This window comes from Fundidesulfovibrio soli, assembly GCF_022808695.1.
Taxonomy (GTDB): domain Bacteria; phylum Desulfobacterota; class Desulfovibrionia; order Desulfovibrionales; family Desulfovibrionaceae; genus Fundidesulfovibrio; species Fundidesulfovibrio soli.
This window is the reverse complement of record NZ_JAKZKW010000022.1, coordinates 16,816-43,591: the sequence shown is the minus strand read 5'-3', so window position 1 is coordinate 43,591 and position 26,776 is coordinate 16,816. Positions and strand designations below refer to the sequence as shown.

General features: G+C 64.1%; 27 protein-coding genes. 12 read left to right on the top strand and 15 right to left on the bottom strand.

Features of this window, described 5'->3' with window-relative positions:
* Positions 1-162: 162 nt before the first annotated feature.
* The 6 genes from MLE18_RS15335 to nifH form a co-directional block, all read right to left on the bottom strand.
* Positions 163-465 carry a (2Fe-2S) ferredoxin domain-containing protein gene (locus tag MLE18_RS15335; protein ID WP_243312566.1) on the bottom strand — a complete coding sequence of 101 codons (303 nt, stop codon included), beginning with the start codon at positions 463-465 and terminating at the stop codon, positions 163-165.
* A 109-nt stretch (positions 466-574) separates the two neighbouring features.
* Entirely contained in the window at positions 575-1,957 is a 1,383-nt protein-coding gene (nifK, locus tag MLE18_RS15330) for a nitrogenase molybdenum-iron protein subunit beta (RefSeq protein ID WP_243439679.1), read from the bottom strand.
* An 11-nt stretch (positions 1,958-1,968) separates the two neighbouring features.
* Positions 1,969-3,618: a nitrogenase molybdenum-iron protein alpha chain gene (gene nifD / locus MLE18_RS15325; protein WP_243439678.1), complete on the bottom strand. Its 1,650-nt coding sequence runs from the start codon at positions 3,616-3,618 to the stop codon at positions 1,969-1,971.
* A gap of 45 nt (positions 3,619-3,663) precedes the next feature.
* Positions 3,664-4,038, bottom strand: coding sequence for a P-II family nitrogen regulator (locus tag MLE18_RS15320; RefSeq protein WP_243439677.1), 375 nt, complete (start codon positions 4,036-4,038; stop codon positions 3,664-3,666).
* A complete protein-coding gene (locus MLE18_RS15315; RefSeq protein WP_243312570.1) occupies positions 4,035-4,397 on the bottom strand; it encodes a P-II family nitrogen regulator in 363 nt (120 codons plus the stop codon). The genes MLE18_RS15320 and MLE18_RS15315 overlap by 4 nt, the downstream gene beginning before the upstream one ends.
* Before the next feature lie 42 nt (positions 4,398-4,439).
* Entirely contained in the window at positions 4,440-5,264 is an 825-nt protein-coding gene (gene nifH / locus MLE18_RS15310) for a nitrogenase iron protein (protein ID WP_243439676.1), read from the bottom strand.
* A 415-nt stretch (positions 5,265-5,679) separates the two neighbouring features.
* Between nifH and MLE18_RS15305 the strand changes: the two genes are divergently transcribed.
* From MLE18_RS15305 to MLE18_RS15260, 10 genes are all read left to right on the top strand, one after another.
* Positions 5,680-6,477 carry a sulfite exporter TauE/SafE family protein gene (locus MLE18_RS15305; RefSeq protein ID WP_243439675.1) on the top strand — a complete coding sequence of 266 codons (798 nt, stop codon included), beginning with the start codon at positions 5,680-5,682 and terminating at the stop codon, positions 6,475-6,477.
* A gap of 31 nt (positions 6,478-6,508) precedes the next feature.
* Positions 6,509-8,236, top strand: coding sequence for a putative bifunctional diguanylate cyclase/phosphodiesterase (locus MLE18_RS15300; protein ID WP_243439674.1), 1,728 nt, complete (start codon positions 6,509-6,511; stop codon positions 8,234-8,236).
* Entirely contained in the window at positions 8,233-9,333 is a 1,101-nt protein-coding gene (locus MLE18_RS15295) for a LeuA family protein (RefSeq protein ID WP_243439673.1), read from the top strand. Before MLE18_RS15300 ends, MLE18_RS15295 begins: the two co-directional genes overlap by 4 nt.
* A 553-nt stretch (positions 9,334-9,886) precedes the next feature.
* The gene (gene pta, locus MLE18_RS15290) at positions 9,887-11,980 is read left to right on the top strand and encodes a phosphate acetyltransferase (protein ID WP_243439672.1); all 2,094 of its coding nucleotides are present in this window, start codon (positions 9,887-9,889) and stop codon (positions 11,978-11,980) included.
* Between the two features lie 27 nt (positions 11,981-12,007).
* Positions 12,008-13,219 carry an acetate kinase gene (locus MLE18_RS15285; RefSeq protein WP_243439671.1) on the top strand — a complete coding sequence of 404 codons (1,212 nt, stop codon included), beginning with the start codon at positions 12,008-12,010 and terminating at the stop codon, positions 13,217-13,219.
* A 201-nt stretch (positions 13,220-13,420) separates the two neighbouring features.
* The gene (locus MLE18_RS15280; RefSeq protein ID WP_243439670.1) at positions 13,421-13,849 is read left to right on the top strand and encodes a hypothetical protein; all 429 of its coding nucleotides are present in this window, start codon (positions 13,421-13,423) and stop codon (positions 13,847-13,849) included.
* Between the two features lie 139 nt (positions 13,850-13,988).
* Positions 13,989-14,312, top strand: a complete 324-nt coding sequence (locus tag MLE18_RS15275) for a cupin domain-containing protein (protein WP_243439669.1) — start codon at positions 13,989-13,991, stop codon at positions 14,310-14,312.
* Positions 14,313-14,428: 116 nt separating this feature from the next.
* Positions 14,429-15,064, top strand: a complete 636-nt coding sequence (locus MLE18_RS15270; RefSeq protein WP_243439668.1) for a DUF2491 family protein — start codon at positions 14,429-14,431, stop codon at positions 15,062-15,064.
* Between the two features lie 10 nt (positions 15,065-15,074).
* A complete protein-coding gene (locus MLE18_RS15265; protein ID WP_243439667.1) occupies positions 15,075-16,100 on the top strand; it encodes a hypothetical protein in 1,026 nt (341 codons plus the stop codon).
* A gap of 19 nt (positions 16,101-16,119) precedes the next feature.
* The gene (locus MLE18_RS15260) at positions 16,120-16,884 is read left to right on the top strand and encodes a hypothetical protein (protein ID WP_243439666.1); all 765 of its coding nucleotides are present in this window, start codon (positions 16,120-16,122) and stop codon (positions 16,882-16,884) included.
* Between the two features lie 428 nt (positions 16,885-17,312).
* Here the strand turns inward: MLE18_RS15260 and MLE18_RS15255 are convergent, their stop codons facing one another.
* On the bottom strand, positions 17,313-18,518 hold the full coding sequence (locus tag MLE18_RS15255; RefSeq protein ID WP_243439665.1) for an amidohydrolase family protein: 1,206 nt from the start codon (positions 18,516-18,518) through the stop codon (positions 17,313-17,315).
* Between the two features lie 241 nt (positions 18,519-18,759).
* Entirely contained in the window at positions 18,760-19,104 is a 345-nt protein-coding gene (locus MLE18_RS15250) for an IscA/HesB family protein (protein WP_243439664.1), read from the bottom strand.
* A gap of 194 nt (positions 19,105-19,298) precedes the next feature.
* Here MLE18_RS15250 and MLE18_RS15245 point away from each other — a divergent pair, with 194 nt between their 5' ends.
* Positions 19,299-19,874 (top strand): hypothetical protein, encoded by a 576-nt coding sequence (locus MLE18_RS15245; RefSeq protein WP_243439663.1) that lies wholly within the window; start codon positions 19,299-19,301, stop codon positions 19,872-19,874.
* Between the two features lie 81 nt (positions 19,875-19,955).
* Here MLE18_RS15245 and hmcD read toward each other — a convergent pair whose 3' ends face one another.
* Genes hmcD through MLE18_RS15225 form a run of 4 tightly spaced genes read right to left on the bottom strand, consistent with a single transcriptional unit; the run spans position 19,956 to position 23,151 of the window.
* Complete coding sequence (gene hmcD / locus MLE18_RS15240) at positions 19,956-20,096, bottom strand: sulfate respiration complex protein HmcD (protein WP_243439662.1); 141 nt, start codon at positions 20,094-20,096, stop codon at positions 19,956-19,958.
* A gap of 15 nt (positions 20,097-20,111) precedes the next feature.
* Entirely contained in the window at positions 20,112-21,356 is a 1,245-nt protein-coding gene (hmcC, locus tag MLE18_RS15235) for a sulfate respiration complex protein HmcC (RefSeq protein WP_243439661.1), read from the bottom strand.
* A gap of 12 nt (positions 21,357-21,368) precedes the next feature.
* Positions 21,369-22,337: a sulfate respiration complex iron-sulfur protein HmcB gene (gene hmcB, locus MLE18_RS15230; protein WP_243439660.1), complete on the bottom strand. Its 969-nt coding sequence runs from the start codon at positions 22,335-22,337 to the stop codon at positions 21,369-21,371.
* Positions 22,338-22,347: 10 nt separating this feature from the next.
* Positions 22,348-23,151, bottom strand: coding sequence for a cytochrome c3 family protein (locus tag MLE18_RS15225; RefSeq protein ID WP_243439659.1), 804 nt, complete (start codon positions 23,149-23,151; stop codon positions 22,348-22,350).
* A 171-nt stretch (positions 23,152-23,322) separates the two neighbouring features.
* Here MLE18_RS15225 and MLE18_RS15220 point away from each other — a divergent pair, with 171 nt between their 5' ends.
* Complete coding sequence (locus MLE18_RS15220; protein WP_243439658.1) at positions 23,323-23,562, top strand: hypothetical protein; 240 nt, start codon at positions 23,323-23,325, stop codon at positions 23,560-23,562.
* A gap of 439 nt (positions 23,563-24,001) precedes the next feature.
* Here MLE18_RS15220 and MLE18_RS15215 read toward each other — a convergent pair whose 3' ends face one another.
* Genes MLE18_RS15215 through MLE18_RS15205 form a run of 3 tightly spaced genes read right to left on the bottom strand, consistent with a single transcriptional unit; the run spans position 24,002 to position 26,377 of the window.
* Positions 24,002-24,418, bottom strand: coding sequence for a cytochrome c3 family protein (locus tag MLE18_RS15215; RefSeq protein ID WP_243439657.1), 417 nt, complete (start codon positions 24,416-24,418; stop codon positions 24,002-24,004).
* Positions 24,418-25,713, bottom strand: a complete 1,296-nt coding sequence (locus MLE18_RS15210) for a (Fe-S)-binding protein (protein ID WP_243439656.1) — start codon at positions 25,711-25,713, stop codon at positions 24,418-24,420. Before MLE18_RS15210 ends, MLE18_RS15215 begins: the two co-directional genes overlap by 1 nt.
* Positions 25,714-25,726: 13 nt before the next feature.
* Positions 25,727-26,377 (bottom strand): respiratory nitrate reductase subunit gamma, encoded by a 651-nt coding sequence (locus MLE18_RS15205; protein WP_243439655.1) that lies wholly within the window; start codon positions 26,375-26,377, stop codon positions 25,727-25,729.
* Positions 26,378-26,776 lie beyond the last annotated feature (399 nt).

Sequence of the window (26,776 nt, the reverse complement as noted above, 5' to 3'; positions counted from 1 at the left end):
TCAACTCAAACCCCCCCGCGGGCCGCCCCGCTGGGGGGGGGCCCCCTTCTCCCTGAGGCTGAGGCAGGCAGGAGGCCCATCACGCCGGCCTGGCACCCGGCATGAAGTCGTGCGCCCGACCGGGGAGCGCGCTCTCTTCGCTCTCCGGCCGGGGCGTAAAGTCTAGATCAGGTAGTCTTCGCAGGGCTCGCCGTTCTCCAGCGCGTCCAGGATCTCGTCCACCTTCTCCTCGGAGTCGATGCCGCCGTACCACCACTGCTCGGGGTAGACGATCATCACGGGGCCCTGCTCGCACTGCTTGAGGCAGCCGGAGCCGGTGATCAGGATGTCCAGGCCGCGGTCCAGGATTTCGGTCTCCATGTACTGCAGCATGCCGCCGCCGGCCTTGAAGCAGACGCCCTTGGGCTCGCCCTTGGCGCGGAAGCTGTTGCAGACCAGGATATGGTGTTTGGGCTTGTTGACCATGTCCGTACTCCTCTTTGAGTTACCGCCCGGCCCCCGCGCCCCCCTTTCGGGGCCGCGCGCGGGCCGGGCGGTATGGTAAGGACGGGGGCGCGCACCCCCGATGCGTCGTCTAGTAGACCAGCTCGAACTCCGTCTCGGAGGCGTCGCGGTCGCGGCGCGTGAGCAGGGCGTCGAGGATCTTCTCCATCAGCCGCAGGGCGCCCTTGTAGCCCACGGTGGGGAACATGGAGTGGCCGAAGCGGTCGACGATGGGGAACCCGTGGCGGATCAGGGGGATGTCCTCGTCGCGGGCGATGTACTTCATGTAGGAGTTGCCGATCAGCAGGTCCACGGGCTCCTGCTTGATCCACTGGTGCAGCAGGAACATGTCGCCGGGGCACTTGAACTTGACTTCGGCGGGCACGTCCTTGGTGATCTCGCGGATGGCCTTCTCCAGCTTGTTGCCGGGGGTGCCGGAGACGATGTAGGCCGGGACCATGTCCAGCTCCACCAGGAACTTGGTCAGGCCGATGATCTGGTCGGGGTCGCCGGCCAGGGCAACGCGCTTGCCGTAGAAGTACTGGCTGTAGTCGGAGAGGACGTCCACCACCTGGCCGCGCTCGAAGTCGATGGAGGCGGGCACGGGCTTGCCGCTCATCTTGGAGAGGGCCATGATGTAGGCGTCGGTGTCCTCGATGCCGAAGGGCAGGCCCATGATCTCGCAGGGGACCTTGAACTCGGCGTCCAGGTACTTGGCCGGGGCGGCGGTGGCCCACTGGCCCAGCGCGATGGTGCCCACGGCGTCGCCGGAGGACATGATCTCCTCGACGGTGGCGCCGCCCTTGGGGAACATCTCGTACTTGCCGGTCAGGGGGGCGTCCATCACGCCCGAGGTGTCCGGGAACATGGTCACGTCCGCGCCCATGAGCTTGGCCAGGCGCTTGATCTCGGCCATGTCCGAGGGCTCGCAGAAGCCGGGGATCACGTTGACCTTGCCGTTCTTGGCGCCGGAGGACTTGGCCAGGTTCTTGACCATGCCCTGCACCATGTTGGAGTAGCCCGTGACGTGCGAACCCACGTAGGAGGGGGTGTTGCAGTAGATCACGTGCTTGCCCGCGGGCACCTTGCCCTCGGAGCGGGCCTTCTCCACGATCTGGGTCATGTCGTCGCCGATGGTCTCGGAGAGGCAGGTGGTGTGCACCGCCACGACCTCGGGCTCGTACACGGAGAAGATGTTCTGGATGGCGGTGAGCAGGTTGGCCTGCCCGCCGAACACCGAGGAGCCTTCCGTGAAGGAGCTGGTGGCCGCGGTGACTGGCTCCTTGTAGTGCCTGGTCAGCGCGGAGCGGTGGTAGGCGCAGCATCCCTGGGAGCCGTGGGAGTGCGGCATGCACCCGTGGATGCCCAGGGCGGCGTACATGGCGCCGACGGGCTGGCAGGTCTTGGCCGGGTTGATGGTCAGGGCCGTGCGGTCGACCGTGATTTCGGCCGGTGTGTGTCTGAGCATAGCCATGGTAGTTCCTCCTAGCCGGCCACGTAGCAGGCGGTGAGTTCGGGGCCGTCCGCGGCCCAGGGAGCCTTGACCTTGCTCCAGACCTTGGTGTTCACCATCCTGTCGATGTCTTTGTAGTAGTTCACAGCGCCCCGGAACCCGGCGTACGGACCGCCGTAGTCGTAGGAGTGCAGCTGCTTCAGGGGCACGCCCATCTTCTGCACGGAGTACTTCTCCTTGATGCCGGCGCAGAAGATGTCGGGCTTGTACATTTCGATCAGCTTGTCGGCCTCGTACTGGTTGAGGTCGTCGATGATCATGGTCTTGGGCGCCATGTCGGGGACCAGGCCTTCGTACTCCTTGTACTTCCAGCCGGCGGCCTCGCGGGCCTTCATGTCCTCCTCGCTCATGCGGGGGCTGTAGCGCTCGGGGTCGGCCTCGACGTGCAGCTCCTCGATGTTGCGGGAGTCGGCGTCGATCTTGATGGTCGGGATGACGTGGCGGCCTTCGTAGTCGTCGCGGTGGGCGAACTCGTAGCCGGCGGCCAGGGTGGTCATGCCGAGCTCGGCGAAGAGCTCCTGGTAGTGGTGCGCGCGGGAGCCGCCCACGAAGAGCATCGCGGTCTTGCCCGTGGTGCGGGGCTTGATCTTGGCTAGGGCCTCTTCGACCAGGGGCATTTCTTCGGCGATGACCTCCTCGACCTTGGCGATCAGCTCGGGGTCGCCGAAGTGGGCGGCGATGCGGCGCAGGCTCTTGGCCGTGGCGTGGGCGCCGATGAAGTTCACCTTGATCCAGGGGATGCCGTACTTGGTCTCCATCATGTCCGCCACGTAGTTGATGGAGCGGTGGCACATGACGCAGGAGAGGTCGGCCATCTGGGCGGAGGCGAAGTCGTTGTAGGTCGAGTTGCCGGAGAAGGTGGCATTCACGGTGATGCCGCACTTGTCCAGGATGCGCTCGATCTCGAAGGCGTCGCCGCCGATGTTGTACTCGCCCAGCATGTTGATGTTGTACTTGCCGGTGCGGTTGGGCGTGTCGGAGGTGCCGATGACCTCGGTGAAGATCTTGTTGTTGGCGATGTGGTGGCCGGCCGACTGCGAGACGCCCTTGTAGCCCTCGCAGGAGAAGCCGAAGATGTTGATGCCGAGCAGGGCCTTCATCTCACGGGCCACGGCGTGCACGTCGTCGCCGATGAGGCCGACGGGGCAGGTGGAGAAGATGGCGATGGCCTTGGGCTTGAACAGGTCGTAGGCTTCCTGGATGGCCCTCTTGAGCTTCTTCTCGCCGCCGAAGATGATGTCCTCGTCCTGCATGTCGGTGGAGAACGCGTACGGGATGTAGTTCTCCGCGCCGGGGGCGGACGCGTCGGTCTGGTTGCGCCTGGTCAGCCAGGAGTAGAAGCCGCAGCCGATGGGGCCGTGGGTGATGTTCACGATGTCGCGCGTGGGGCCGAGAATAACGCCCTTGCAGCCCGCGTAGGTGCAGCCGCGCATGGTCACGATGCCGGGGACGGTGCGCACGTTGGAGAGCACCTCGCGGTCCTCGGGACCCTCGTTTTCCTTGATGAATATCTGCTGGGAGCGCTTGCGGCCGACCTTGGGCGGGTACTTGGCCAGAAGCTCCTTCTTTACTTCTTCAGGGTCGATCGCCGGGGCGACCTTATCTGTGATCGGGGCGTCCATAATGCTTCCTCTTCAGGGGCTCCGTTTCGGGGCTCGTGGAGCCGGTTACTCGATGGCGCAGGTGCCGCTCTCGCTGGTGCGCACGCGCACGGAGTCGGCCATGGGCACCACGAAGATCTTGCCGTCGCCGGCCTGGCCGGTCTTGTTGGCGGCCATGATGGCGTCCACCACGGTGCTCACCTTCTCGTCGGGCACCACCACGGTGATCAGGCGCTTGGCGAAGAGCTTGCCCTTGCTGCCGAGCACTTCGGCCGCTTCCTGGTAGCCCTGGGCCGCGCCCGCGGCCACGATCGAGTTCACCAGCCCCTTGCCGCGTCCCCAGGCCTCGTGGGCGAAGAAGGCCGCGATACCCGCGTCGGTCAACGCCTTCTTGGTCTGGTTCATCTTGTTCATGCGAACGATGGCGATGACTTCCTTCATGGCCTGGCCTCCCCGATGCTGGACAGGTCGGTCTCCTTCACGCCGGAGCTGATGGTGTACATCTCCTCCACGGGGGTGACGAAGATCTTGCCGTCGCCGAAGTTGCCCTTCCCGCCGGTGCGGGCGGAGTCAACGATGGTCTTGATCACGTAGTCCTTGTCCTTCTCGGACACGACCGTCATGATCTGGACCTTGGGAATCTCGTCGTAGGTCACTTCGCCGATCTTGATGCCGCGCTGCTTGCCGCGGCCGGCGACCGCGAGTTTGGTGGCTGCCGGGAAGCCGGCGTCCATGAGGGCGGCCATCACGTCGTCGGCCTTCTCGGGGCGGACGATGGAACGGATCATGATAAGGGACATGCTGCTTTCTCCTGTCTTGCTCTATGGTTGTTCCGTCGGCCGCTAGTTGGCGATGCCGAATTCCACCAGCAGGGATTCCAGCTCCTCGATGGGCAGCGGAGTCGGGATGACGAACTTCTGGTTGTCCTGGATCTTGGAGGCCAGGGCCAGATACTCGTTGGCCTGCGGGTGCTCGGGCGAGAAATCGATGACGGTCTTGCGGTTGAGCTCGGCGCGCTGCACCTGGTTCTCGCGGGGGACGAAGTGGATCATCTGGGTGCCGAGGCGGTCGGCCAGGGCGGTGATCAGGTCCAGCTCGCGGTCGACCTTGCGGGAGTTGCAGATCAGCCCGCCCAGGCGCACGCCGCCGGCTTCGGCGAACTTCACGATGCCCTTGCAGATGTTGTTGGCGGCGTACATGGCCATCATCTCGCCGGAGACGACGATGTAGATCTCCTGGGCCTTGCCTTCACGGATGGGCATGGCGAAACCGCCGCAGACGACGTCGCCGAGAACGTCGTAGAAGACGTAGTCGAGCTGCTTGTCGTCGGTGTAGGCGCCCAGCTGCTCGAGCAGGTTGATGGAGGTGATGATGCCGCGGCCGGCGCAGCCGACGCCGGGCTCGGGGCCGCCGGACTCGGTGCACATGGTGCCCTTGAAGCCGGGCTTCAGGATGTCTTCGAGTTCCACGTCCTCGCCTTCCTCACGAAGGGTGTCGAGCACGGTCTTCTGCTGCAGGCCGCCGAGGAGCAGGCGGGTGGAGTCGGCCTTGGGGTCGCAGCCCACGACCATGACCTTCTTGCCCAGCGTGGCCAAACCGGCCACGGTGTTCTGGGTGGTGGTGGACTTGCCGATGCCGCCTTTGCCGTAAATTGCGATCTTTCTCATGACAAACCTCCGAAAGGGGATGGGGTCGAGTTGAAATACGCAAGGCATAAGGCAAGCGCCGTGCCAAAAACAGGATGTTTTTTGCAAATTTGGTAAAATCGTTAGCTGGGGCGGGCTGCGGGGAGTTCGGCCAAAGCTGGCAGATAGTGGCTCGCAGAGATGTCGCGCCAAGATGTTTCAAAATAGTTTACAATTTTGTTCTCCTTTTTGTAAGATCAGTGCCCACTGGTGTCGGCTCTCTCCGGAAAACCGGGGGCGAGCGAAAGACCGACGGGGCGGCCCTGGCCCGGTTTCAGCCGGGAGAGCCTGACGGCGCTCGATATCGCCCGGCGGGGATTGTCGACATCGGCGGCAAAAGCCAGTAGTCCTGGCCCAGCGGCGCCCTGCGCCGCAATTTTTCGATCTGGAGTATCCGATGGTTACGTACTGGCTGCTGTACGCCTTCGCTGGCGCCGTGGCGGGAGTCCTGGCCGGGCTCCTGGGCGTCGGAGGCGGCATTGTCATCGTCCCCGTTCTGTCCGTGCTCTTCACCATGCAGGGCATGCCACAAGAGTACATGATGCAGATGGCCCTGGGCACCTCGCTCGCCTCCATCATGTTCACCTCCGTTTCCAGCATGCGCGCCCACCACAGGCACGGCGCCGTGCGCTGGAACGTGGTCAAGGCCATCTCCCCCGGCATCATCGTGGGCACCCTGGCGGGCAGCTGGCTGGCCTCCATCCTCTCCAGCGGGTTCCTCAAGGGCTTCTTCGTCTTCTTCCTCTACTACGTCTCCTTCCAGATGTTCTTGAACATCAAGCCCAAGCCCACCCGCGAGATACCCGACACCAAGGGCATCTTCGGGGTGGGTTCCGGCATCGGCGTCATCTCCGCCCTGGTGGGCATCGGCGGCGGCACCCTCTCCGTGCCGTTCATGACCTGGTGCAACATCCCCATGCACCAGGCCGTGGGCACCTCGGCGGCCATCGGTTTCCCCATCGCCCTGGCCGGCACCGTGGGCTACATCTTCGGCGGCCTGGGCAAGGCGGGCCTGCCCGACGCCACCCTGGGCTTCATCTACATCCCCGCGCTGATCGGGCTGGTGGTCTGCAGCATGCTCACGGCCCCCACCGGCGCGAAGATCGCCCACAAGCTGCCCGTGGCCAAGCTCAAGAAGGTCTTCGCGGTCTTCCTGTTCATCATGGCCACTCGCATGCTGCTGCAATTCTTCTAACCGGCAGGCCCGACGGCAAAGGCTGGAGTACATGGATTCCCCATATCCCAGGTTCTCGCAGGACGAGATCCTGCGTCTTCTGCACACCGTGCTCGGGGTCTGCCGCGAGGGCGTCTCCGTCACGGCCCCGGACGGCAGCATCGAGTGGGTTAACCCCGCATTCACGACCATCACCGGCTACGAGGCCGGTGAGGTCGTGGGCCACAACCCGCGCGTGCTGAAATCCGACCGCCACGACGACGCATTCTACGCCGACATGTGGCGCACCCTGGCCGAGAAGGGCCACTGGTCCGGCGAAATCTGGAACCGCCGCAAGTCCGGCGAGGCCTACCCCGAGTGGCTGGCCATCACCGCCGTGCGAGACGGCTCGGGCGCGCTCCAGCGCTATGTGGCCGTGTTCCACGACCTGACGGACATCAAGCGCGACAAGGACCTGATCCGCCGGCAGACCTACCACGACGCCCTGACCAACCTGCCCAACCGCTTCCTCTTCCAGGACCGCCTGGGCGTGGCCCTGCGCAACAGAGCCAACGACGGGAGCCTGCTGGGCGTGATCTGCCTGGACCTCGACCGCTTCCGGGCCGTCAACGACAGTCTGGGGCACAGGGCCGGGGACCAGCTCCTGGCGGAGGTCGCCCGCAGGCTGACCCCGCTTTTGCGACAGGCCGACACCCTCTCCCGCTACGGGGGCGACACCTTCTACATGCTGCTCACCGGGCTGCGCGACCCGGAGGACGCCGCCCACGTGGCGGGCCGCATCCTGACCAGCCTGGCCGCGCCGCTCGAGATCATGGGCCAGGAGCTGCGCATCTCGGCCAGCGTGGGCATCGCCATCTCCCCCAACGACGGCGCGGACCCGGGCCAGCTCATGCGCAACGCCGAGATCGCCATGTACACCTCCAAGCGCTCCGGCCCCAGCGGCTACGCCTTCTTCACGGAGGACCTGGGCGACAAGGTGCTGCGCGCCCTGCAGATGGAGAACGACCTGCGCAAGGCCCTGGCCCGGGAGGAGTTCAGCGTGCACTACCAGCCCAAGGTGGACCTGGCCTCGGGGGCCATCCAGGGCATGGAGGCCCTGGTGCGCTGGCACCGCTCCGACGGGACCATGGTCTCGCCGGCCGAATTCATCCCCCTGGCCGAGGAGACCGGCCTCATCGTCCCCCTGGGCGAGCTCGTGCTGGAGCTGGCCTGCAGGCAGGCCCGCATCTGGGCCGACGAGGGCCACGCCCACCTGAAGCTGGCCGTGAACCTCTCCGCCCGGCAGCTGGAGCAGCCCAACCTGGTGGATACGGTGATGGCCATCCTGGAGCGCACGGGCCTGCCGCCCGCCAGCCTGGAGCTGGAGGTGACCGAGAGCCTGTTCCTCACCGGATTCGAGCAGGCCCACAGCCGCCTCTCCGCCCTGACCGTCATGGGCATCACCGTGGCCCTGGACGACTTCGGCACGGGCTACTCGTCGCTGAGCTACCTCAAGCGGCTGCCCATCTCCACGCTCAAGATAGACAGATCCTTCATCGGTGGCCTGCCCGGCGACCCGGAGGACGCGGCCATCGTCAACTCGGTGGTCTCCATCGCCAGGAACCTGGGCCTGGAAGTGGTTGCGGAAGGCGTGGAGACGCAGGCGCAGCTGGATTTCCTGAAATCGCTGGGCTGCGGCGGCGGCTTCCAGGGCTATCTCTTCTCCCGGCCGGTGCCCGCCCGCGACTTCGCCAAGCTCCTGGTAAGGGAAGCCCGCAGGGCTGAGGGCGGGACGCCGTGAAGCTTATCGACTCCACCTTGCGCGAAGGCGAGCAGTGCTTCGGGGTCTATTTCCGCCCGGAGCAGAAGGCCGACATCCTGGAGCGGCTCTGCCGCCTTGGCGTGGACGAGCTGGAGCTTGGCGTGGCCGGGCGCGACGAGAGCCTGGCCGCCCTGCTGGCGCTGGCCCGCGCCCGCGACGGCGCCCCGCCCGTTTCGGTGTGGACTGCCTGCCGCCGCGACGCCATCGAGACGGCCGCCCCCCTGGGCGCGGACTGGCTGCACATGGGCCTGCCCGTCTCGGCCGCGCACATGCGCACCCGCCTGAAGATGGAGGAGGACCAGCTCCTGGAGCACCTGGCCCGCCACGTGGCCCTGGCCGGGGAGCTGGGCGCGGCCCGGGTCTCCGTGGGCCTGGAGGACGCCTCACGCGCCGACCCGGACTTCCTGATGCGCGCGGCGCTGGCCGCCCAGTCGGCAGGGGCCGCGCGGGTGCGGCTCTCCGACACGGTGGGGGTCTGGAATCCGCTTTCGGTGGCCGAGGCCGTGGCCCGGCTCAAGGCGGGGGTGAACATCGCCGTGGGCGTGCACTGCCACGACGATTTCGGGCTGGGCACGGGCAACGCCCTGGCCGGGTTGCTGGCCGGGGCCGACTACGCCGACTGCACGGTGCTGGGCCTGGGCGAGCGCGCCGGGCTGGCCTGCACCGAGGAGCTGGCCGCCTACCTGCACCTGCGCCTGGGACGCGACTACGCCGTTGCGGAGCTGCCGGGGCTGTGCGAAGCCGTGGCCCTGGCCGCCGGCATCGAGATTTCGCCGCGCAAGGCCGTGGCCGGGACCGGGCAGTTCGCCTGCGAGACGGGCCTGCACGTGCACGGCATCGCCCGCGACCCGGCCCTGTTCGAGCCTTACGACCCGGCCCGGCTGGGCCTTACGCGCTCCACGGCCCTGGGCAAGAAGAGCGGGCGCGCGGCCGTGGCCGCCAAGCTCAACGAAATGGGCATCGACCCGGCGGCCGTGGATGTGGAGAAGCTGGTGAGCCGCGTGCGCGAGGCCTCGGAACGCCTGGGAAGGCCGCTCACGGAGCAGGAGGCACGGGATATTCTGCGCGCAGGCTGAACTCCCCGCCCATCCCCACCCAACACGATACGCTCCGTCCCGCAATTCGGACCTGTCCGGTTTACCGGACATCGCGGAGCCTTACTCGAAACATTCCCTGCGTATCCGGGCGGTTGAACATTCCACACCACCCATGTCCTCCGCCGCCATGAGGGAACGCCACCCCGCGGCTCCAATTCACTTCTGGTTTTGTCTGGAAAATAAGTCTAGAGTGCAGATGACGGGAATCAGCAACGGCTTGAAATCATGCACCATTGCCAAACATGGACATCTGGCACGGTCCTTGTTAGGGCCTGCGAATCCAGTTTCGACGGGGCCGCGCCCCGCCGGAGCACAATCCTTGCGTGGACCGTCATGACCCCCACCCTGCCTTTCCGGGCGCGCCACAACGCGCCTGCCTCCGCATATACGTCGCCCGACGCCCCGGCCTGCGCGCCGGCTATCCGACTTCTCAGGCCGCAAACCGGCCTCCATATTGGTTCACCCGTTCATCCGGCGGCATCCTTCTCTTCCCGCCGGCACCACCCACCCATTTGCAAACGAGGAGAATCGCATGGCTAAAAATCTCTATATCATAGCCACCGAGGCCCGCAGCGGCAAATCCGCCATCTGCCTGGGCGTGATGCAGCTGCTCCTGAAGGATTTCCAGCGCGTCGCCTTCTTCCGCCCCATCATCTCCGGCTCCGCACAGGGCAAGAAAGACCACGACATCAACCTGATCCTCTCGCAGTTCTACCTGAACATGCGCTACGAGGACACCTTCGTCTACACCCTGGACCAGGCCCGCGACATGATCAACCAGGGCAAGCACACCGTGATGATCGAGAACATCCTTGCCAAGTACAAGGAGCTCGAGTCCAAGTACGACTTCGTGCTGCTCGAAGGCACGGACTTCCTGGGCAGCGACCTGGCCTTCGAGTCCGACATCAACGCCGAGATCGCGTCCAACATCGGCTGCCCGGTGATCCTGGTCTCCAACGGCCTGGACAAGCCCGCCGACAAGCTCATCGCCTCCACCCAGATCGCCATCGACACCTTCTCTGAGAAGGGCCTGGACATCTTCGCCACCATCGTCAACCGCGTGGACCCCGGCTTCGAGGAGAAGGTCCTCAACGGCCTGACCTGCAAGTACATCGGCGGGCAGGACTGCCTGAGCTACGCCATCCCCGAGGACGCCACCCTGGGCAAGCCCACCGTGGCCGACGTGACCAAGTGGCTGGGCGCGCAGGTGCTCTACGGGCAGGACCAGCTCGACACCCCCATCGACGACTACATCGTGGCCGCCATGCAGGTGGGCAACTTCCTGGAATACATCAAGAAGGGCGCCCTGGTCATCACCCCGGGCGACCGCGCCGACGTGGTGCTCGGCTGCTACGCCTCCCGCCTGTCCACCGCCTACCAGGACGTGGCCGGCATCGTGCTCACCGGCGGCATCGAGCCCACCGCCAGCATCAAGAAGCTCATCGACGGGTGGACCGGCGTGCCCCTGCCGGTGCTGCTGGCCGAGGGCCACACCTACAAGGTGGCCCGCATCCTCATGGACCTCTACGGACGCATCGAGTCCGACGACCAGAAGAAGATCGCCTCCGCCCTGGGCACCTTCGAGAAGCACGTCAACGGCGAGGACTTCCGCTCCCGCCTGGAGGCCAAGCGCTCCTCCAAGATCACGCCCAAGATGTTCGAGTACAGCCTGATCGACAAGGCCAAGCTCCAGCGCCAGCACATCGTGCTGCCCGAGGGCACCTCCAACCGCATCCTCAAGGCCGCCGACATCCTGCTGCGCCGCGGCGTGGCCGACCTGACCATCCTGGGCAAGGAGGACGAGGTCCAGCCCTTGATCTCCCAGCTGGGCCTGGACCTCTCCGGCGCGAACATCGTCAACCCGGCCAAGTCCGAGTTCTACGAGCAGTACTGGCACACCTACTACGACATGCGCAAAGCCAAGGGCGTCACCGAGGAGATGGCCCGCGACCAGATGCTCTCCCCCACCTACTTCGGCACCATGATGGTGCAGATGGGCCAGGCCGACGGCATGGTTTCCGGCTCCATCAACACCACCCAGGACACCATCCGCCCGGCCCTGCAGATCATCAAGACCAAGCCCGGCATGTCCATCGTCAGCTCCGTGTTCCTGATGTGCCTGGCCGACCGGGTGCTGGTTTTCGGCGACTGCGCCGTGAACCCCAGCCCCAACGCCCAGCAGCTGGCCGAAATCGCGATCCAGTCCGCGCACACCGCAGCCGCCTTCGGCGTCGAGCCGCGCATCGCCATGCTCTCCTACTCCACGGGCAGCTCCGGCTCCGGCGCCGAGGTGGACAAGGTGCGCGAGGCCACCAAGATCGCCCACGAGATGGCCCCCGAACTGCTGCTGGAAGGCCCGCTGCAGTACGACGCCGCCATCGACCCCGAGGTCGCGGCGCTGAAGATGCCGGGCTCCGCGGTGGCGGGCAAGGCCACCGTCTTCATCTTCCCGGACCTGAACACCGGCAACAACACTTACAAGGCCGTTCAGCGCGCCGCCTCGGCCGTGGCCATCGGCCCCGTCCTGCAGGGCCTGAACAAGCCCGTGAACGACCTCTCCCGCGGCTGCACCGTGGAAGACATCGTCAACACCGTCGTTATCACCGCCATTCAGGCGCAGCACTAATATAAGGCTCCAAGGAGACGCATTCGCATGAAAATCCTGGTTCTCAACTGCGGCAGCTCGTCGCTCAAATACCAGCTCATCGACATGAACAACGACGCCGTGCTCTGCTCCGGCCTTGCCGAGCGCATCGGCGACGCCATGGGCAAGATCACGCACAAGGCCTTCCCCGGCACCGACAAGCAGAAGGTGCTCACCGTCGAGGAGCCCTTCAAGGACCACACCGCCGCCCTGGGCCGCTGCGCGGGCCTGATCACCGGCGGCGAGGCCCCCGTGGCCACCCCCGCCGACATCGCCGCCATCGGCCACCGCGTGGTGCACGGCGGCGAGGCCTTCCGCCAGCCCACCCTGATCACCCCCGAAGTGGTCAAGGCCATCAAGGACTTCTGCTCCCTGGCCCCCCTGCACAACCCCGCCGGGCTCATGGGCATCGAGGCCGCCACGGCCCTGTTCCCGGGCGTGAAGCAGGCCGCCGTGTTCGACACCGCCTTCCACGGCACCATCCCGGACTACGCCTACCTCTTCGCCATCCCCTTCGGCCTCTACCAGGAGCTGGGCATCCGCCGGTACGGCTTCCACGGCACCTCGCACGGCTACGTGGCCAAGAAGCTCTCCCAGATCATCGGCAAGCCCTTCGAGCAGACCAGCTGCGTCACCGTGCACCTGGGCAACGGCTGCTCCATGGCCGCCGTTAAGAACGGCCAGTGCGTGGACACCTCCATGGGCCTGACCCCGCTCATGGGCCTGATGATGGGCACCCGCTCCGGCGACGTCGACCCCTCCCTGCACGCCTTCCTGGCCGCCAACAAGGGCTACACCATCGAACAGGTGGACACCCTGCTGAACAAGGAAAGCGGCCTCAAGGGCATCTGCGGCCTGAACGACATGCGCGACATCCATTCCGCCCGCGAGAAAGGCGACAAGAAGGCCGAACTGGCCCTGAAGATGTTCTGCTACCGCGTGAAGCACTACATCGGCGCCTACCTGGCCGCCCTGGACGGCTGCGACGCCGTGGTCTTCACCGCCGGCATCGGCGAGAACGACCCCGACGTTCGCCAGTACAGCTGCGACACCCTGGGCGCCGTAGGCGTGAAGATCGACCGGGACCGCAACTTCGGCTTCAAGCGTGGCGAGGTCTGCAAGATCTCCACCGACGACTCGCCCGTGGCCATCTACGTGATCCCCACCAACGAGGAGCTGGAGATCGCCACCCAGACCGCTTCGCTGCTGGGCTCCAAATAGGCTTTACAACAACCTGAGTTCATGTTGCTTTTGGGAGCCGCCCGCGCGGCTCCCATTTTTTTGACAAAAAGACGTGCAGGCATCCCGATGGTAACGCTCCCACTGCTCATGGCGGCCGCCCGCGCGGCCTCGGAAATTGACCACGACGATTTTCCGGTGATAGACGGCGACGAAAGACTCGAACACATGAGGAGGCTATCAATGGACGAGGCTCACCTGTTGCGTACGCACCTGAAAAACACCTTCCAGCACCTCGCCGACGACGAGGTCGAGACTCTGGCCGGCAAGATCGAGACCGTGCGCGAGAACTACAAGTTCCGCTACGGCAAGCTCATGGATTTCGCCGAGTTCTTCTCCGGCGTTCTGGTGAACGTGGAGCTCGAGAACCACAGCTCCTTCCCCAGGGCCGTGGAGATCGAGGACACCGCCACCGGGCTCAAGCTGGGGCGCATCTACTTCAACCCCTGGCAGCGCAAGACCGTGACCATCACCGCTCTGTGCGGCGGTTTCGGACGCCTGAAGTACAAGACCCCGAAGATGGAAAGCTTCGTGCACACCCCCTTCCTGATGGAAGGTGACGTGTACCGCTTCACGCACGCCCGCGCCGCCATCGCCGGACCCTCGTCCTAGGCGCACGCGGCCTGGGGCATGGCGCGGCCCGCCTGGCGCTTTCTGCCATGCGCCACGCGAAATCCGCGCACGCCTGAAGGCAATCGCAACTCGGCGCGCCGGGGTAGCCTCCCGCCCCGGCGCCCTGCCAGGAGAAGCCATGCAGACGAGCCCGCCCCCCTACGCCATCGCCGGCAAGCAGACCATCGCCCAGACTTCTGACCTGCGCGTCACGCTCATGGATTTCGCCCCCGGCCAGGAGATCCCCTGGCACCGCCACAACGCCGTGGACGACACCTCCTTCTGCCTCAAGGGCTCCGTCGAGATATCCACCCGGAACCCCTCCGAAGTCGAGGTCATCGCTCCGGGCGAGTTCAAGCGCATCCCCGCCGGAACCCCGCACCGCGTGCGCTGCCTTGGCCCCGAGCCATGCCGCGTGCTCCTGGTGCAGGGCGTAGGCGCCTACGATTTTCTGCCCGCGTGAACTGCCGTCCGGGCACATGAACATCATTTCATCTTTGAAATGTTCGGCTCTTCTTGCCAAAGCCCGGCCACCTCACTAAATCCTACTGGACCCAACTTCCTAGCCAAGGAGCTTCCATGTTCTGGAAATCAAAGAAGGAAGATTCCTACCATCCTCAGTATCCCAAGCTGCCCGACACCCTGCGCATCGGGGCCATCCTGGCCGTGGAGCCGGGTGAGGCGCTGCGCTACGAAGGCATGGGCCTGACCCTGCCCCTGCCTGCCGGCGAGATCGTGGTGGAGGCCGTGTCCGGCATGGAGCTGTTCGGCCTGAACATCGCACGGGCCTACGTGAAGGCAGGCGGAAGACAGGCCGTGTTCCAGTTCCAACAGCAAAAGGACGGGACCGTCCTGGACGTGAACTGCCTCCAGGTGCTGCAGGAGGTCTTCCCCGGCACCCCGGACGATTGGGACACCTGGATCGGCGAAGGCGGGCTCATCGGCGGAGCGGACATCACCTCCCCCGACGGCGTGCGCTACACCCGTGACTGGGGCGACGGCACGTATTCCGAGCCCGTGGAGGCTCAGGAGCGCATTTTCGTGGACCCCACCAAGGAGCCCATCGTGGTGGAGCACAAGATGATGCTCTACAGCCGCGAGCTTGGCGACAGCCGCGAGTATCTGCTGGTCTCGGCGGATGACGAGCCGGGCCAGGCCCTGGTCCGCATCCTCAGCGGGGTGGTCATGACCCCCCAGGCGCTCAAGATCTACTAAGGAGGCACCGATGCGCTTCAGAACGTTCCTGGCCCTGGCTGTGGCCCTCAGCATGGTATTCGGGCCTGCCGCCCTGTCCCTGGCCAAGACGTCCTCCAGCTCCAGCCGCGGCTCCTTCTCTTCCGGCGGCAGCCGCTCCGGCTCGTCCTCCGGCTGGTCCAGCTCGTCCAAGCCCAGCACCTCCGGCAGTTCCACGAGCTCCACGAGCTCCTCCGGGTGGTCCTCCGGGTCAAGCGCCACGAGCAAGCCCGCGACCTCCGGCTCCACTTCAGGCGCAACTTCAGGCACCACCGGATCGGCTTCCGGCTCCACGACGACTCCCCCGGCCAGCGCGCCCGCCCAGAGCACGTCCACGCAGCCTGGCTGGTCCAACACCACGGGTGCGACTTCGCAGCAGGGAACCAAGCCCACGGGCACGTCGGCCTTCTCCTCCTCCGGGGCCGCGTCGGTGAACAAGACCGCCGCCACCAAGTCCTACCAGGAGTACCAGGGCCAGTTCGGCAAGTCCGGCAACCCTGTGAACCCCGGCCAGGTTAGCACGAACAAGCCCATCCTGAACCAGAACCGCAGCTTCGGCTCCTACCAGGACTACAGCAACTACCGGGGCAACTATTACGCCGGCCGGGGCTGGAGCGCGCCTGGCTACGCCTTCAACAGCTATTCAAGCTTCGGCATGTGGGACGCCATGTTCATGTGGTTCATGCTCTCGAACCTCACCTCAGGCTCGAGCTTCTTCCACAACCACCAGAGCGACCCGGGCGTGCAGGCCTTCAAACAGGAGGCCCAGAAGCTCTCCGAATCCAACGCGGACCTCAAGAAGCAGTTGGACGAGCTCAACGCCAAGCTCGACACCATGAAAAAGGACGGCGTGCCCGTTGACCCCAACGCCCTGCCCAAGGACGTGGACCCCAACGTGGTCATGGCCCAGCCTAAAATCGAAACCAAGAACGCCGCTTCCGGCCTGCTCTGGCCCATCGTGGGCCTGGTGGCCTTCGGCGGCGCCGCGTATTTCATCTTCTTCAGAAGACGCGCCTAACACTCCAAGGAGATATCGCATGTTCACTTTCCTGAAGCACTTCTTCATCCAGAAGACCCAGGACGCCCAGCAGGGCTTCGTCCAGCTGCTGGTGCAGTTCGACCCCGAGACGGCCTCCGAGGCCGAAATCGGCGAACTCGACGACGCGCTCACCAAGCTGACCCAGCAGATGGTGGCGGCCAAGAACGCCTGGGAGAAGGAAGACCGCGAGGCCAAGGAGATCCAGAAGAACTACGATCTGCGCCTCTCCGCCGCCGAACGCCTGCAGGCCCGGGCCGAGGCCGCCTCCCCCGAGGAGAAACCCCAGGTGGAAGCCAGCCTGGCCGCCCTGCTGGGCGAGCTTGAGAAGATGGTCCCTGAGGTTGACCGCGAGCTGCGCGAGGCCGAGGAGGCCAAGGGCTACTACAACGAGCTGGCCCAGGCCGTGAAGGACGCCTCCGAACGCCTGAAGACCGCCCGCGCCCGGCTGAGCGACGCCAAGCGCCGCATGGACGCCGCCCAGGTGCGCATGGAGCGCGCCAAGGAGCAGGAGGAGCGCGCCAAGGTGGTCGCCGGCATCAAGCAGCAGGCATCCACCATCGGCACCGCCTTCGACGCCATGTCCAAGAAGGCCGCGGAGCTTGAGGCCAAGACCGAGGTGCACAACACAAAGACCCAGCTGCTCACCCCGCCCAAGTCCGAGGACCCTTACCTGGCCCAGGCCCTCAAGGAAGCCGCCGGTGAGAAGCCCGCCGCCGAGCAGCAGAGCCTCTCCGACCGCCTGGCCGCCCTGAAGAAGAAATAAACGCGGCCTCGCCGCGAGACGATCGAAGGCCCGCGCTGGACAGAGTCCAGCGCGGGCCGTTTAAATAGCAAAGATTGTCAGGGGGGGGCCCCCGCCCCCCAACCCGCCGGCCCCCCCTCACCAAACAAAACCCCGGCCCGCCCCCCGCCCCCCCCCCCGGCCCGCGCTGGACAGAGTCCAGCGCGGGCCTTTTCATTAGCAATGATTCTCAGGGAGGCTCCGCCTCCCCGAACCCCTCCGGCAGGGGAGTGACTCCCCTGCACCCCGCAACCGCTTCGCGTTCGAGTGCGCGAGTATCGCGGCAGAAGGCACCTGAGGCAATCCGGGAAGGCGCAGCCTTTCCGGATTGATTGCGGGGTCCAGGGGGATCATCCCCCTGGCGGGGCGCGGGGCGGAGCCCCGCAATTCCGTTGGGTCGTCCTCCCGCCTTATCCGCCCGAACCGCCCATATGCGGCTGTTTACCCAGCAGCTTGCGCAGCCAGGGGGCCGCCAACCGAGGATTGAACCTGTGGGTATTGGCGCGCATGACCTTGACGTAGTTCTCGATGTTGTTCGCGAGCTTTGGCCCGCCGAACCCCATGAAGTCCATGGCGTTCTTAACACTGATCGCGTCGAAATCCACAGCCTGAGGAATGAGCGCGCCTCTGAAGTGCTCCCAGTATTCCCGCTCGGTGACGCGCTGCCGCACCAGGAAGGAATCCGTGCCCCAGAGCACGTAGGGCCTGCAGGCCGCTTCGCCAAGCACGCTGTCGATCCTGGCCTTGTAGGCTGCCGGATTGGCGTCAGGCATGCCTGTGGTATGATAGGATACGTCGGCGTAGACCGTGCCCATGCTCGCCTTGTTGTTGAACAGACGCATCATTTCGAGGATGGCGTCCGTCCAGTTGTTCTGCGAACCGGGAGTGATGAAATCCGATTCCCCGCCAAAGTGGCCGAAACAGATTTTCAGGCCCTTGTAGCCTTCCAGATAGACGTTCCAGAGGGAGGGCAGGCTGTTGTCCCTGTCGGTTCTCTCGGCGTAAAAGCCGCCCTTGCTGCAGTGCTGCATGATGGGCAGGTCGCGCGCGGCGCAGTAACGCGCCACCTGCTCGATCTGCTCCGACTCGACCGAGTAGCCCAATGACGGGTAGAGCTTCACCCCCACGAATCCCTGGCTGTAGGCGGCCCTCAAGCGGTCCATGGCGTCTGGACGCAAGGGGTTGAAGGCGAAGAAGGGAAGCACCCTGCCCGGGAAGCGGTACATCTGGCGCAGCGTGAGATCGATTTGACGCTGGAACTCGTTGCCGTCGCCCGCATCCGGGGTGGTGATGTCCATCATCAGCGGGGTGATGATCACATCCTCAGCCAACTGCCCCAGGAGCCAGTTGGTCACCTCGTCCATATCCTCCAGGAGGGCGACCTTGAGGAACTCCAGGAAGGGGTTGTGCTCGTGCGGGTCGATGATCTGCTGGATCTTCTCGATGGCCTCGGGACCCTTCAGAAGCCCTGTGATCACCTTGATCACCAGTTGGGCCACGCCCTTCGAGAGTCCGGCGTCCAGCACGCGCTGTTCGATGATATGCTTCGTCTTCTTGCTGAATACGGCCTTGAGGTTGAACACGTGGCAATGCAGGTTGAAGCGCAGATCGTCCATACGCCCCTCCGTCGCGCAGTTGGCATCCTCCAGCCGGGGCACCCGGTCGCCTCCCAATGGGCCACACCGCCTCTGTAAGGGCCGCATACGAAAATCCGCCGATCCTGCACACTGAATTCGTTTCAAAGCAGGGAGATGCGTATAAAGCCGCGCAACATAGGCTGAAGCCAGCAAGGGCAGGTAAAGACAAAGGCCCTCCCGGCGTTGCCGGAAGGGCCTGTTTTCATGCTGAAAATACGGTCTAGCCGCAGGAGCCGGAGCCGCAGCCACCCGAGGACGGACAGCCCCCGCCAGAGGAACAGCCGCAACCGCCGCCGCCCAGCTCCAAGGTGGAGCCGACCTCGAAGCCCATGTGGGTCAAGTCGATGGAGAAGGGCTTGCCCTGGTCGAAGAGCTCCTTCTCGATGAGGAAGGAGTAGCCCTGCACGTCGAAAGCCTCGTCGGCGTCGTTCTTCTCGTCCAGGGCCAGGCCCAGACGCGGCCCTGCGCACCCGCCGGAGGAGAGGTAAATCCTGATGGGGGATTTGGGTTTATCAGTAAAAAAGGCGTCGATCTGCGCCTTGGCGGAATCGGTAAGAGTCAGCATCGGAAACCTCCATTGAAATTGCTGATGGCAAGTATCAGCACTCTTTCCTAGGTTGTCAAACCCCTCGGTTCCCGCAAGAGCGATCATTTTATAATAAGATATAGTATTGTTTCATCATACTGCCATTCTATTGCGCGATGGCGGAATTTTGATACGGGTCATTATCCCCCAGACCGGCATCACGGAGGTCCACCATGCGCTTCGCCTTCAGCCTGAACGCTTGCGTGTTGTTCCTTGCCTTACCGTCACTCTGCTTGGCAGCAGACGCCGCCGGCATAGCCCCCTGCGTCCAGACCCAGACACCTATACACGACGGCGTGTTGTACGCCCTCATGGGTGTTGTGGTTGCGGCTGTGTTCTTCATCAACAGCAAACTTATGAACATGTTGCTGAGCGACCCGGGATGGTCCTTGGCTAAAGCCCTCTCTGAGCCCCAACCGGTTGAAGTCACAACGTCGGCCGGTTCCACTGCGCAGGTTCAGAACGTCGGGCCGGCCGGAGGTGGTCAGCAGCCAGCTGAACAGCCTGCCGTGGCCGCCAATACTGAAAAGGTCTTCGCGCCAAGTACCAGCCGCCTAATCGCTATGCTCGGGACAGTTACCGTCTCCATGCTGTTCATGGGCTACGGTGTCGTCGTGGTCTGGTACTTGGGCAAGACCGGCTGCATGCCCGGCCTGGAGAACCTGACCACCTTCCTAGTTGGCGGATCGAGCCTGTTCGCCCCGTACATCTTCAACAAGCTAACCAATGCCATCTCTTTCAAGCAATAACAGCCAGCCCACGGTCGTATGAACGAAAAGGCCGCGGAGCGTGCGCTCCGCGGCCTTCTGTTTCATGTTCTCGCCTGCGGTCTAGTGGTCGTCGTTCTTCTTGGGCTCCTTGCCCGTGAGGAACTTCCACCAGCCCACCGAGCAGGCCAGCGCAATGGCCATCAGGATGTAGGCCGCTGCCTTGGAGAAGACCATCTGGTCATGATAGACGTGGAATTCCATGTCGTCGCTCCTCTCTTAGTGGTGGCCCTTGCTGTAGGACGGGTGGTCGGAGAAGATGGCCATGTACTTCGAGATGAAGCGGAAGCACAGGATGATCAGCGTGACCACGAACACCGAGACGATGATTTCCTGCACCGAGGGGAAATACTGCTGCTCGGGACGCAGGTGGATGTTGAAGCCGAACCAGGAGACGTTGAAGCGGTTGAACACGATGCCCAGCACCGAGATGGTCGCCGCCGCCTTGATGGTTCCGGTGCTCTTGGAGCGGTAGCCCACAGCGTAGAGGAAGCAGGGGATGGCGATGAAGCCGAACATCTCGATCAACCACATCAGGCCGTACTTGCCGTCGAAGATGTAGTTCCACTTGTTTTCCCCGGCAATGGGAACCCACTTCATGAAGAAGTAGCCGAAGAGGATGATGGAACACGCCTTGGCGAAGGCGAACAGCACGCCGTCATGATCCCGGTTGTACTCGGGGCTCATGCGGGAGTGCATGTAGTGGTGCGAGATGGTGCCTTCGAAGATGACCATGGACATGCCCGCAACCATCGAGGAGACGAAGAACTGCAGGGGCAGGTGCGAGGTGTACCACAGGGGGTGCATCTTGTGGGGCGCGATCAGGTACAGCATGCCCAGCGAGGACTGGTGCATGGTGGAGAGCACGATGCCCATGATGGTCAGGGCGATGGTGCACTTGTGGATCACGTGGCTGATCTTCTGCATGCCCACCCAGTCAGTGAAGTTGGGCAGCCACTCGATCATGAGCACGGTGACGTAGAGCATGACGCACAGACCCACTTCGAAGAGCACCGAGCTGGTGCCCTGCGACCAGAACACGGGGTAGGGCAGGCGCCAGGGCTGGCCCACGTCGTAGAGCAGGGCGTACACGACGAAAGCGTAGCCCAGGAAGGCCGTGAGGATCGCGGGCTTCACCGCGGTGCGCAGGCCCTTGATGTTGAAGATCAGCGCGCCGGCCGTCGTGGTGTAGCCGCCGGCGGCCAGAGCGACGCCGCAGAGCAGGTCGAAGCTGATCCAGATGCCCCAGGGGTTGTTGTCGTCCAGGTTGGTGGTTCCGGCCAGGCCCCCGATGAGGAAGCGGTTGACCGTGACGACCACGCCCACCAGGAAGATCAGCGAGAGGATCGGATGTTCCTTGGCGAACTTCAGGTACGTGACCGGGCTGAGCAGGCTCTTGATGACCCCCCAAGCTTCCTGGGGCGGCAAAATGACCGGCTGAGCGCCGTGATCGTGTTGGCTCATGGTCGGTCTCCTTTATTTCCCGGCCTTGGCGCGCTCTTGAGCGATCGCTTCGGCAACGGCTTTCTGTTTCTCGTCCTCGGCCCGCTCGTCCTTCCACTTGGTGATCTGCCAGATGCCGCCCAGCAGCACAGGCCACAGGCAGGCGACCAGGGGAACCAGACCCAGCGCGCCGGAGGTCATCTCCGGGGCCGGGGTCTTGCCCAGGTCTTCGCGCAGGCCGATCTGGGCGAAGGGCACGTTGGAGATGTACATCCAGTTGGTGCCGCCCATCTCGCGCTCGCCGTAGACATGGGGCAGGTAGCGGCCGGGCACGCTTCCGATGCGCGCCCAGGCTTCCTTGATCAGGTCCTCGCGCTTGCCCCAGGTGAGGGCCTCCATGGGGCAGGCGTTCACGCAGGCAGGCAGCTTGGCCTTGCCGGATTTGATGTGCGGATGGCACATGTGGCACTTCTGCACGTAGGGGATCAGCTTGTTGAACTCGTAGGTGGGCACGTCCCAGGGGCAGGCCACCATGCAGTAACGGCAGCCCACGCACACGGAGCCGTTGTAGGTCACCGCGCCCTCGGGGGTCTTGGTGAAGGCCTTGACGAAGCAGGCCGAGGCGCAAGCAGGCTCCTTGCAGTGCATGCACTGGGCCTTCTTGAACACCGAGGTCTTGCCGCCCAGGGCCTGGGGCTCGTACTTGTTCACCAGGGTGTACATGGTGGCGTCGGTACGGGCTTTGGCGTTCAGGCCCTTCTCATCGAACGCCTTGGCGTCCTTCTTGGGAAGGGTGGTCCAGGGTTCGGTGATGTTCTCGGAGTTGATCTTGTTGCAGCCCATCTCGCACTGGCGGCAGCCGATGCAGCGGCTGGCGTCGAAGAGAACGCCGTAGGAGTTGGGGTAGCCGTCCAACGAATGCCCGCCGGCGGCTTGGGCCTTGCCGGCCAGGGCCGTAGCCGTTGCCGCGCCGGCGAGTCCCAGGAAGTTTCTGCGCTTCATAGGTACCTCGTTATTTCTTGGGCGCGTGGCAGGTCTTGCAATCAGTGGCCTTGGGAGAATCCACGCCCATGGCCTTGTGGCACTGGTTGCACTGGATGTGGTAGGCGGCCATCAGACCGGGACGCCGGGGGTCTTCCTTCTGGAAGGCCTTGCCGTGACAGGTGCCGCACTTGGGCGGGGCCACGCCGGCGGGGGTGTGATGGTGGCAGCCCTGGCACAGGGTGTCAGGCTGGGTATGGAAACCCTTGGCCAGCGCACCCTTGGCGGCGTCCTGCAGAAGCTCCACATGGCTGGAGTGGTTGAACTCGCAAGCCTGGTAATCCTTGGAGATGGAGCCGATGGTCACCACTTCGGGCTGGGCCACCTTGACCGCGGCGGGAGCCGGGGCCTTGGGGTCCTTGTGGCAGGCCACGCAGGAGGCTTCCTTCGGACCGGCGGCGATGAACTGGTGGCAGCCGGAGCACTGCTTCTTCTTGGTCTCCTGGTAGTGGCAGCCCACGCAGCTGACCTTGGCCTTGGCGGAGTGCATGGCCTCGGAGAGCTGGATGTTGCCGCCGTCAGGAGAACCCTGGCTGGTGTGGCAGGACGAACAGGCGTCCATGGTGCCGGTATGGTGGCAGCTTTCGCAATTGCCGACAGCCGCCTCGTGTTTTTGATGGTTGAACACAGCCTTGGACAGAGGTCCCTGGCCTGGTTTGCCGCCAATGGCGGTGCCGCTTAAGACCATCTGAGGCTGTTGCGCCTTGGCCTGACCGTTCTCACCGGCGCTAAAGGCGCCCACAAGGGCCGCCGCCAGAGAGAGGGTCAGGGTCAAGCAGAAAACTCTGCCCCATCGTGACCTGGAAACACGTTTCACCATACGCATCCCGTCCTTGCCTCTAGGGTTGAATGCCGAAGACACGCCACTGGAGACCCACCCCTCCAGCCAGCGCGGTGCTGCGATAACCAGCTAACCTGAAACGATTTTGACCAGGGACTAGAACACATGCCAGAGCTTCGTCAAGGCATTCGTGAAAGAATTGTCATGATCGAAAAACAGGAGCGCTTATCCACCCGAAAGGCCGAAGTATTTTCAGGTAGGGTTTTTAGGGCGGTTCAGGGCGAATTCCTACCTTTTCAGGTAATTTCAGAATATTTCAGCGTATTACAACAAGTCGCCTTTCGCCCCTCCAGGGCCGGCCAGAAACCAGCTTGTATCAGATTGATACAAGCTCATGGCGCGTGATTACGGGCTGTTGCTCCTCCCACAGAGCTGTCCCGGCGCCCTTGAACCATCGCCAGGGCGACGAACGACGCCGGGATGCCCTTGAAGGAGCGCTCCGGCCGTTTCACAGCTGAAGCCATTTCCCCGGCGAAACTTAGGTCCAAGCCCCTGCCCGTGTCGCTCCACTGCCAAATCACCCCTTCGGCCTCCCCTCGTTCACGTTCGCCATCCCCCTTCCCCATCCCGCCCGCTCCCGCCGCAACCCAGCCCTGCGATGGATGCGGAAGGGCATACCCCGTCATGCCATGCAATGCTGCCTGCGACCAACAAGATGGCGTCCGAACGCCATCCAACGCCAGGCCACATCGGCGAAGCGCACATAAAAAAGAGAACCCCGGCTCCATACGGCGCTATGCCGTTGGAGCCGGGGTTCTCGGGCGGACCTCCCGAGATTACGGGATTACTTCACTTTATGGCAGCCGGCGCAGGAGCGGGGGCCGTAGGGCAGCTTCTTGTCCTGGGGCATCTTCTCGTGGCAGCCCCAGCACTGCTTGTGGAAGGCCTGCTGCATGTCCAGCTTGGCGGTCTTTTTGGCTCCGGCGTGGCAGGCCGCGCAGGAGGTTTCGTCACCCATTTCCCAGAGGTTCTTCCCGGGCTGCTTGGGGTCGAACTTGTGGTGGCAGGTGGTGCACTCCATCTTGGGGCCGTAGCCCTGGTGCTTTTCGTGGGTGAAGGTCACCGGGCCGCGCTGTTTGCCGCCAGCGTAGGCTTTGGGGTTGTTGATGACCATCTCGGGGCTCTGCGAGTAGCCCACAGCGCCGAAGGCGATCAGGATGAACGCCGCGAGGAAGGCGGCGAGAGTGTGGGAGCGGCGCATTATTCTTCATCCTCCTCTTCGGGTTGCATATGGGGCGGGACTTCCATGAGCTCGCAGATGAGCTGCTTGAAGGAGACGATCTTGATGCCCAGATCGTATTCCTTGTTCAGGTCGTTGATCTGGTCCGTGCAGTTGTGGCAGGGCACCAGCACGTACTTGGCCCCGGTCTTCCTGATCTGCTCGGCCTTGACCTTGCCCGCGACCATGCGGGTTCTCTTGTAGTCCGGCCCCATGGGGATGAACCCGCCGCCGCCGCAGCAGCAGTGGCTCCACTCGCGGTGGGGCTCCATGGGGATGAAGTTCTCGCAGAGCATCTCCATGAGCTCGTCAGCCTGCTCGCCCAGGTCGCCGCTTCGCGAGAGGTTGCAGGGGTGCTGCAGGGTGATGGGATCCTTGAACTTGTGCTTCAGCTTGATCTTGCCTTCCTTCATGTACTCGTGGAACAGCGCCACCGCGTGGGTGACCTCAACCGGGGCCTGCCCGTTGGGCTGCTTGGTCCAGTAGGGGCCCTCGTACTTGGCGGCGCGGTAGGCGTGGCCGCACTCGGTGACGCAGATCTTCTTGGCGTTGAGCTTGAGGGCCGCGTCGTACACCGACTGGGCCACCATCCCGGCCACAGCGATGTTGCCGGAGAACATGGAGAGGTTGGTGGCCTCCCAGCCGTGGCTGGGCATGGTCCAGTTGTCGCCGGCCACGTGCATGACGATGGCGGCTTCCTGGATGTCCTGCGGGTAGTACTTGGGCTCGCGCGAGTTCACGATGAACATGATGCGCGCGTCCTGCTTGTCGATGGGGATCTCCAGGTCCTTGATGGTGGCCTGGCCTTCCTCGGCCATCCATTCGCAGGTCTCGACGAACTCCTCGTCGGGGATCTGCATCTGGTTGCCGAACTCGACGTAGCTCTGGTCGATGTTCATCAGGCGCTCGGGGCACACGTTCTGGGTGCGCATGCACTGGCGGGCGATGTTGATCATCAGGCCCATGTCGATGCCGAAGGGGCAGTACTGGGTGCAGCGGCGGCACATGGTGCAGCGCGCCCAGGCGATCTCCTTCATGTCCTCCAGCTCTTCGCGGCTGACCTCACCCTGACGCTTGATCAGCTCGCCCAGGGTCTTGCGGACCTTGTACTGGGGCATGAACTCGGGGTTGTTGTCGTTGGCCAGGTAGAAGAAGCAGGACTCGGAGCACAGGCCGCAGGATGCGCAGGTCTTGAGCCAGGCGCGCAGCCGGGCCGAATCGTTGCGTTCGAGGACGGCGCGGATGTCCGCGGCGTTGACAGGCTTTTGGTCGGACATGGTGGCTTACCTCCTACCAGGTCTTGGTGCCGCGGCGGGCGAATTCGCTACCGATAAAGGCGCGACTCATGAAGAACAGGAACACATGGGCCAGCTTCGTGAACGGAATGCAGATGAGCATCAGGCAACCCGTCAGCGCGTGGAGCAGGAGCATGGTGTCGGGGTCCAGGAGCATCTTGTGGGCGGCCATGTAGCCGGTGACGAAAGGCAGCACGGTGATGGCCCAGACCACGATGTCCTTGGGCTCGGTGACGATGCGCACCTGGGGCACCACGAAGCGGCGGATCAGGATGCCGGCGGCGGCGGCCATGAAGACCAGGGTCAGCGTGTCCACCAGGGAGTCAGGAAGGTTCGGCCAGGAGATGTTCAAATTGAAGGCCAGGGTGGCCGAGTGACCAAGGGCGAAGATGGGAGCGGCCAGAAGGCAGATGTGGAAGGCGAAGGTGAGCACGGTGAAGCCGGGATGCTCCCGCCAGCTGTGGGAGCCGAAGGGAATCAGCCAGTTGATGACGGAACTGGCTGCAGCGCCGGAGTTGTAGTGGTTGTAGAACACCTTATCCGTCCGCTTGGACATCCTGTAGAGCGCGGCAATTTGCCAGATGCTGCCCAGGATGAACACGGCGAAGGCAATCCATACCAACGGGCCGTTCACAAATGCGTACATGGCATCTCCTTGGTGAAAATGATGGACCTGCGACACCTGCCGGGTCGAAAGCACCCGGCCCCAACTTTTCCGACCCCCCCGGGCCGGTGTCAGTCCTTCCGAATGAACGCCCCGGGCCGTGGCCCCGGCGTCTGCTGCGCTATTGATCCCGAAGTGGACCGGATTGCCCCCGCGGCCTTAACGCCGCAATATGAATCGGGTTCACTCCAGTGAGCGCATACTTTTACCAAGCATGTAGGCCCTACATCCATGCAGGAACACTGTCAAGTCGATGCTTCTCTACCAACGCAGAGGGATAGAACCAATGCTTATACATCAATTCATACCTTGGCGGTCATGATTTAAGTGCCAGAATTCCAAAACATGCGATTATTTGTGAACGATGTAACATGTCTGTTG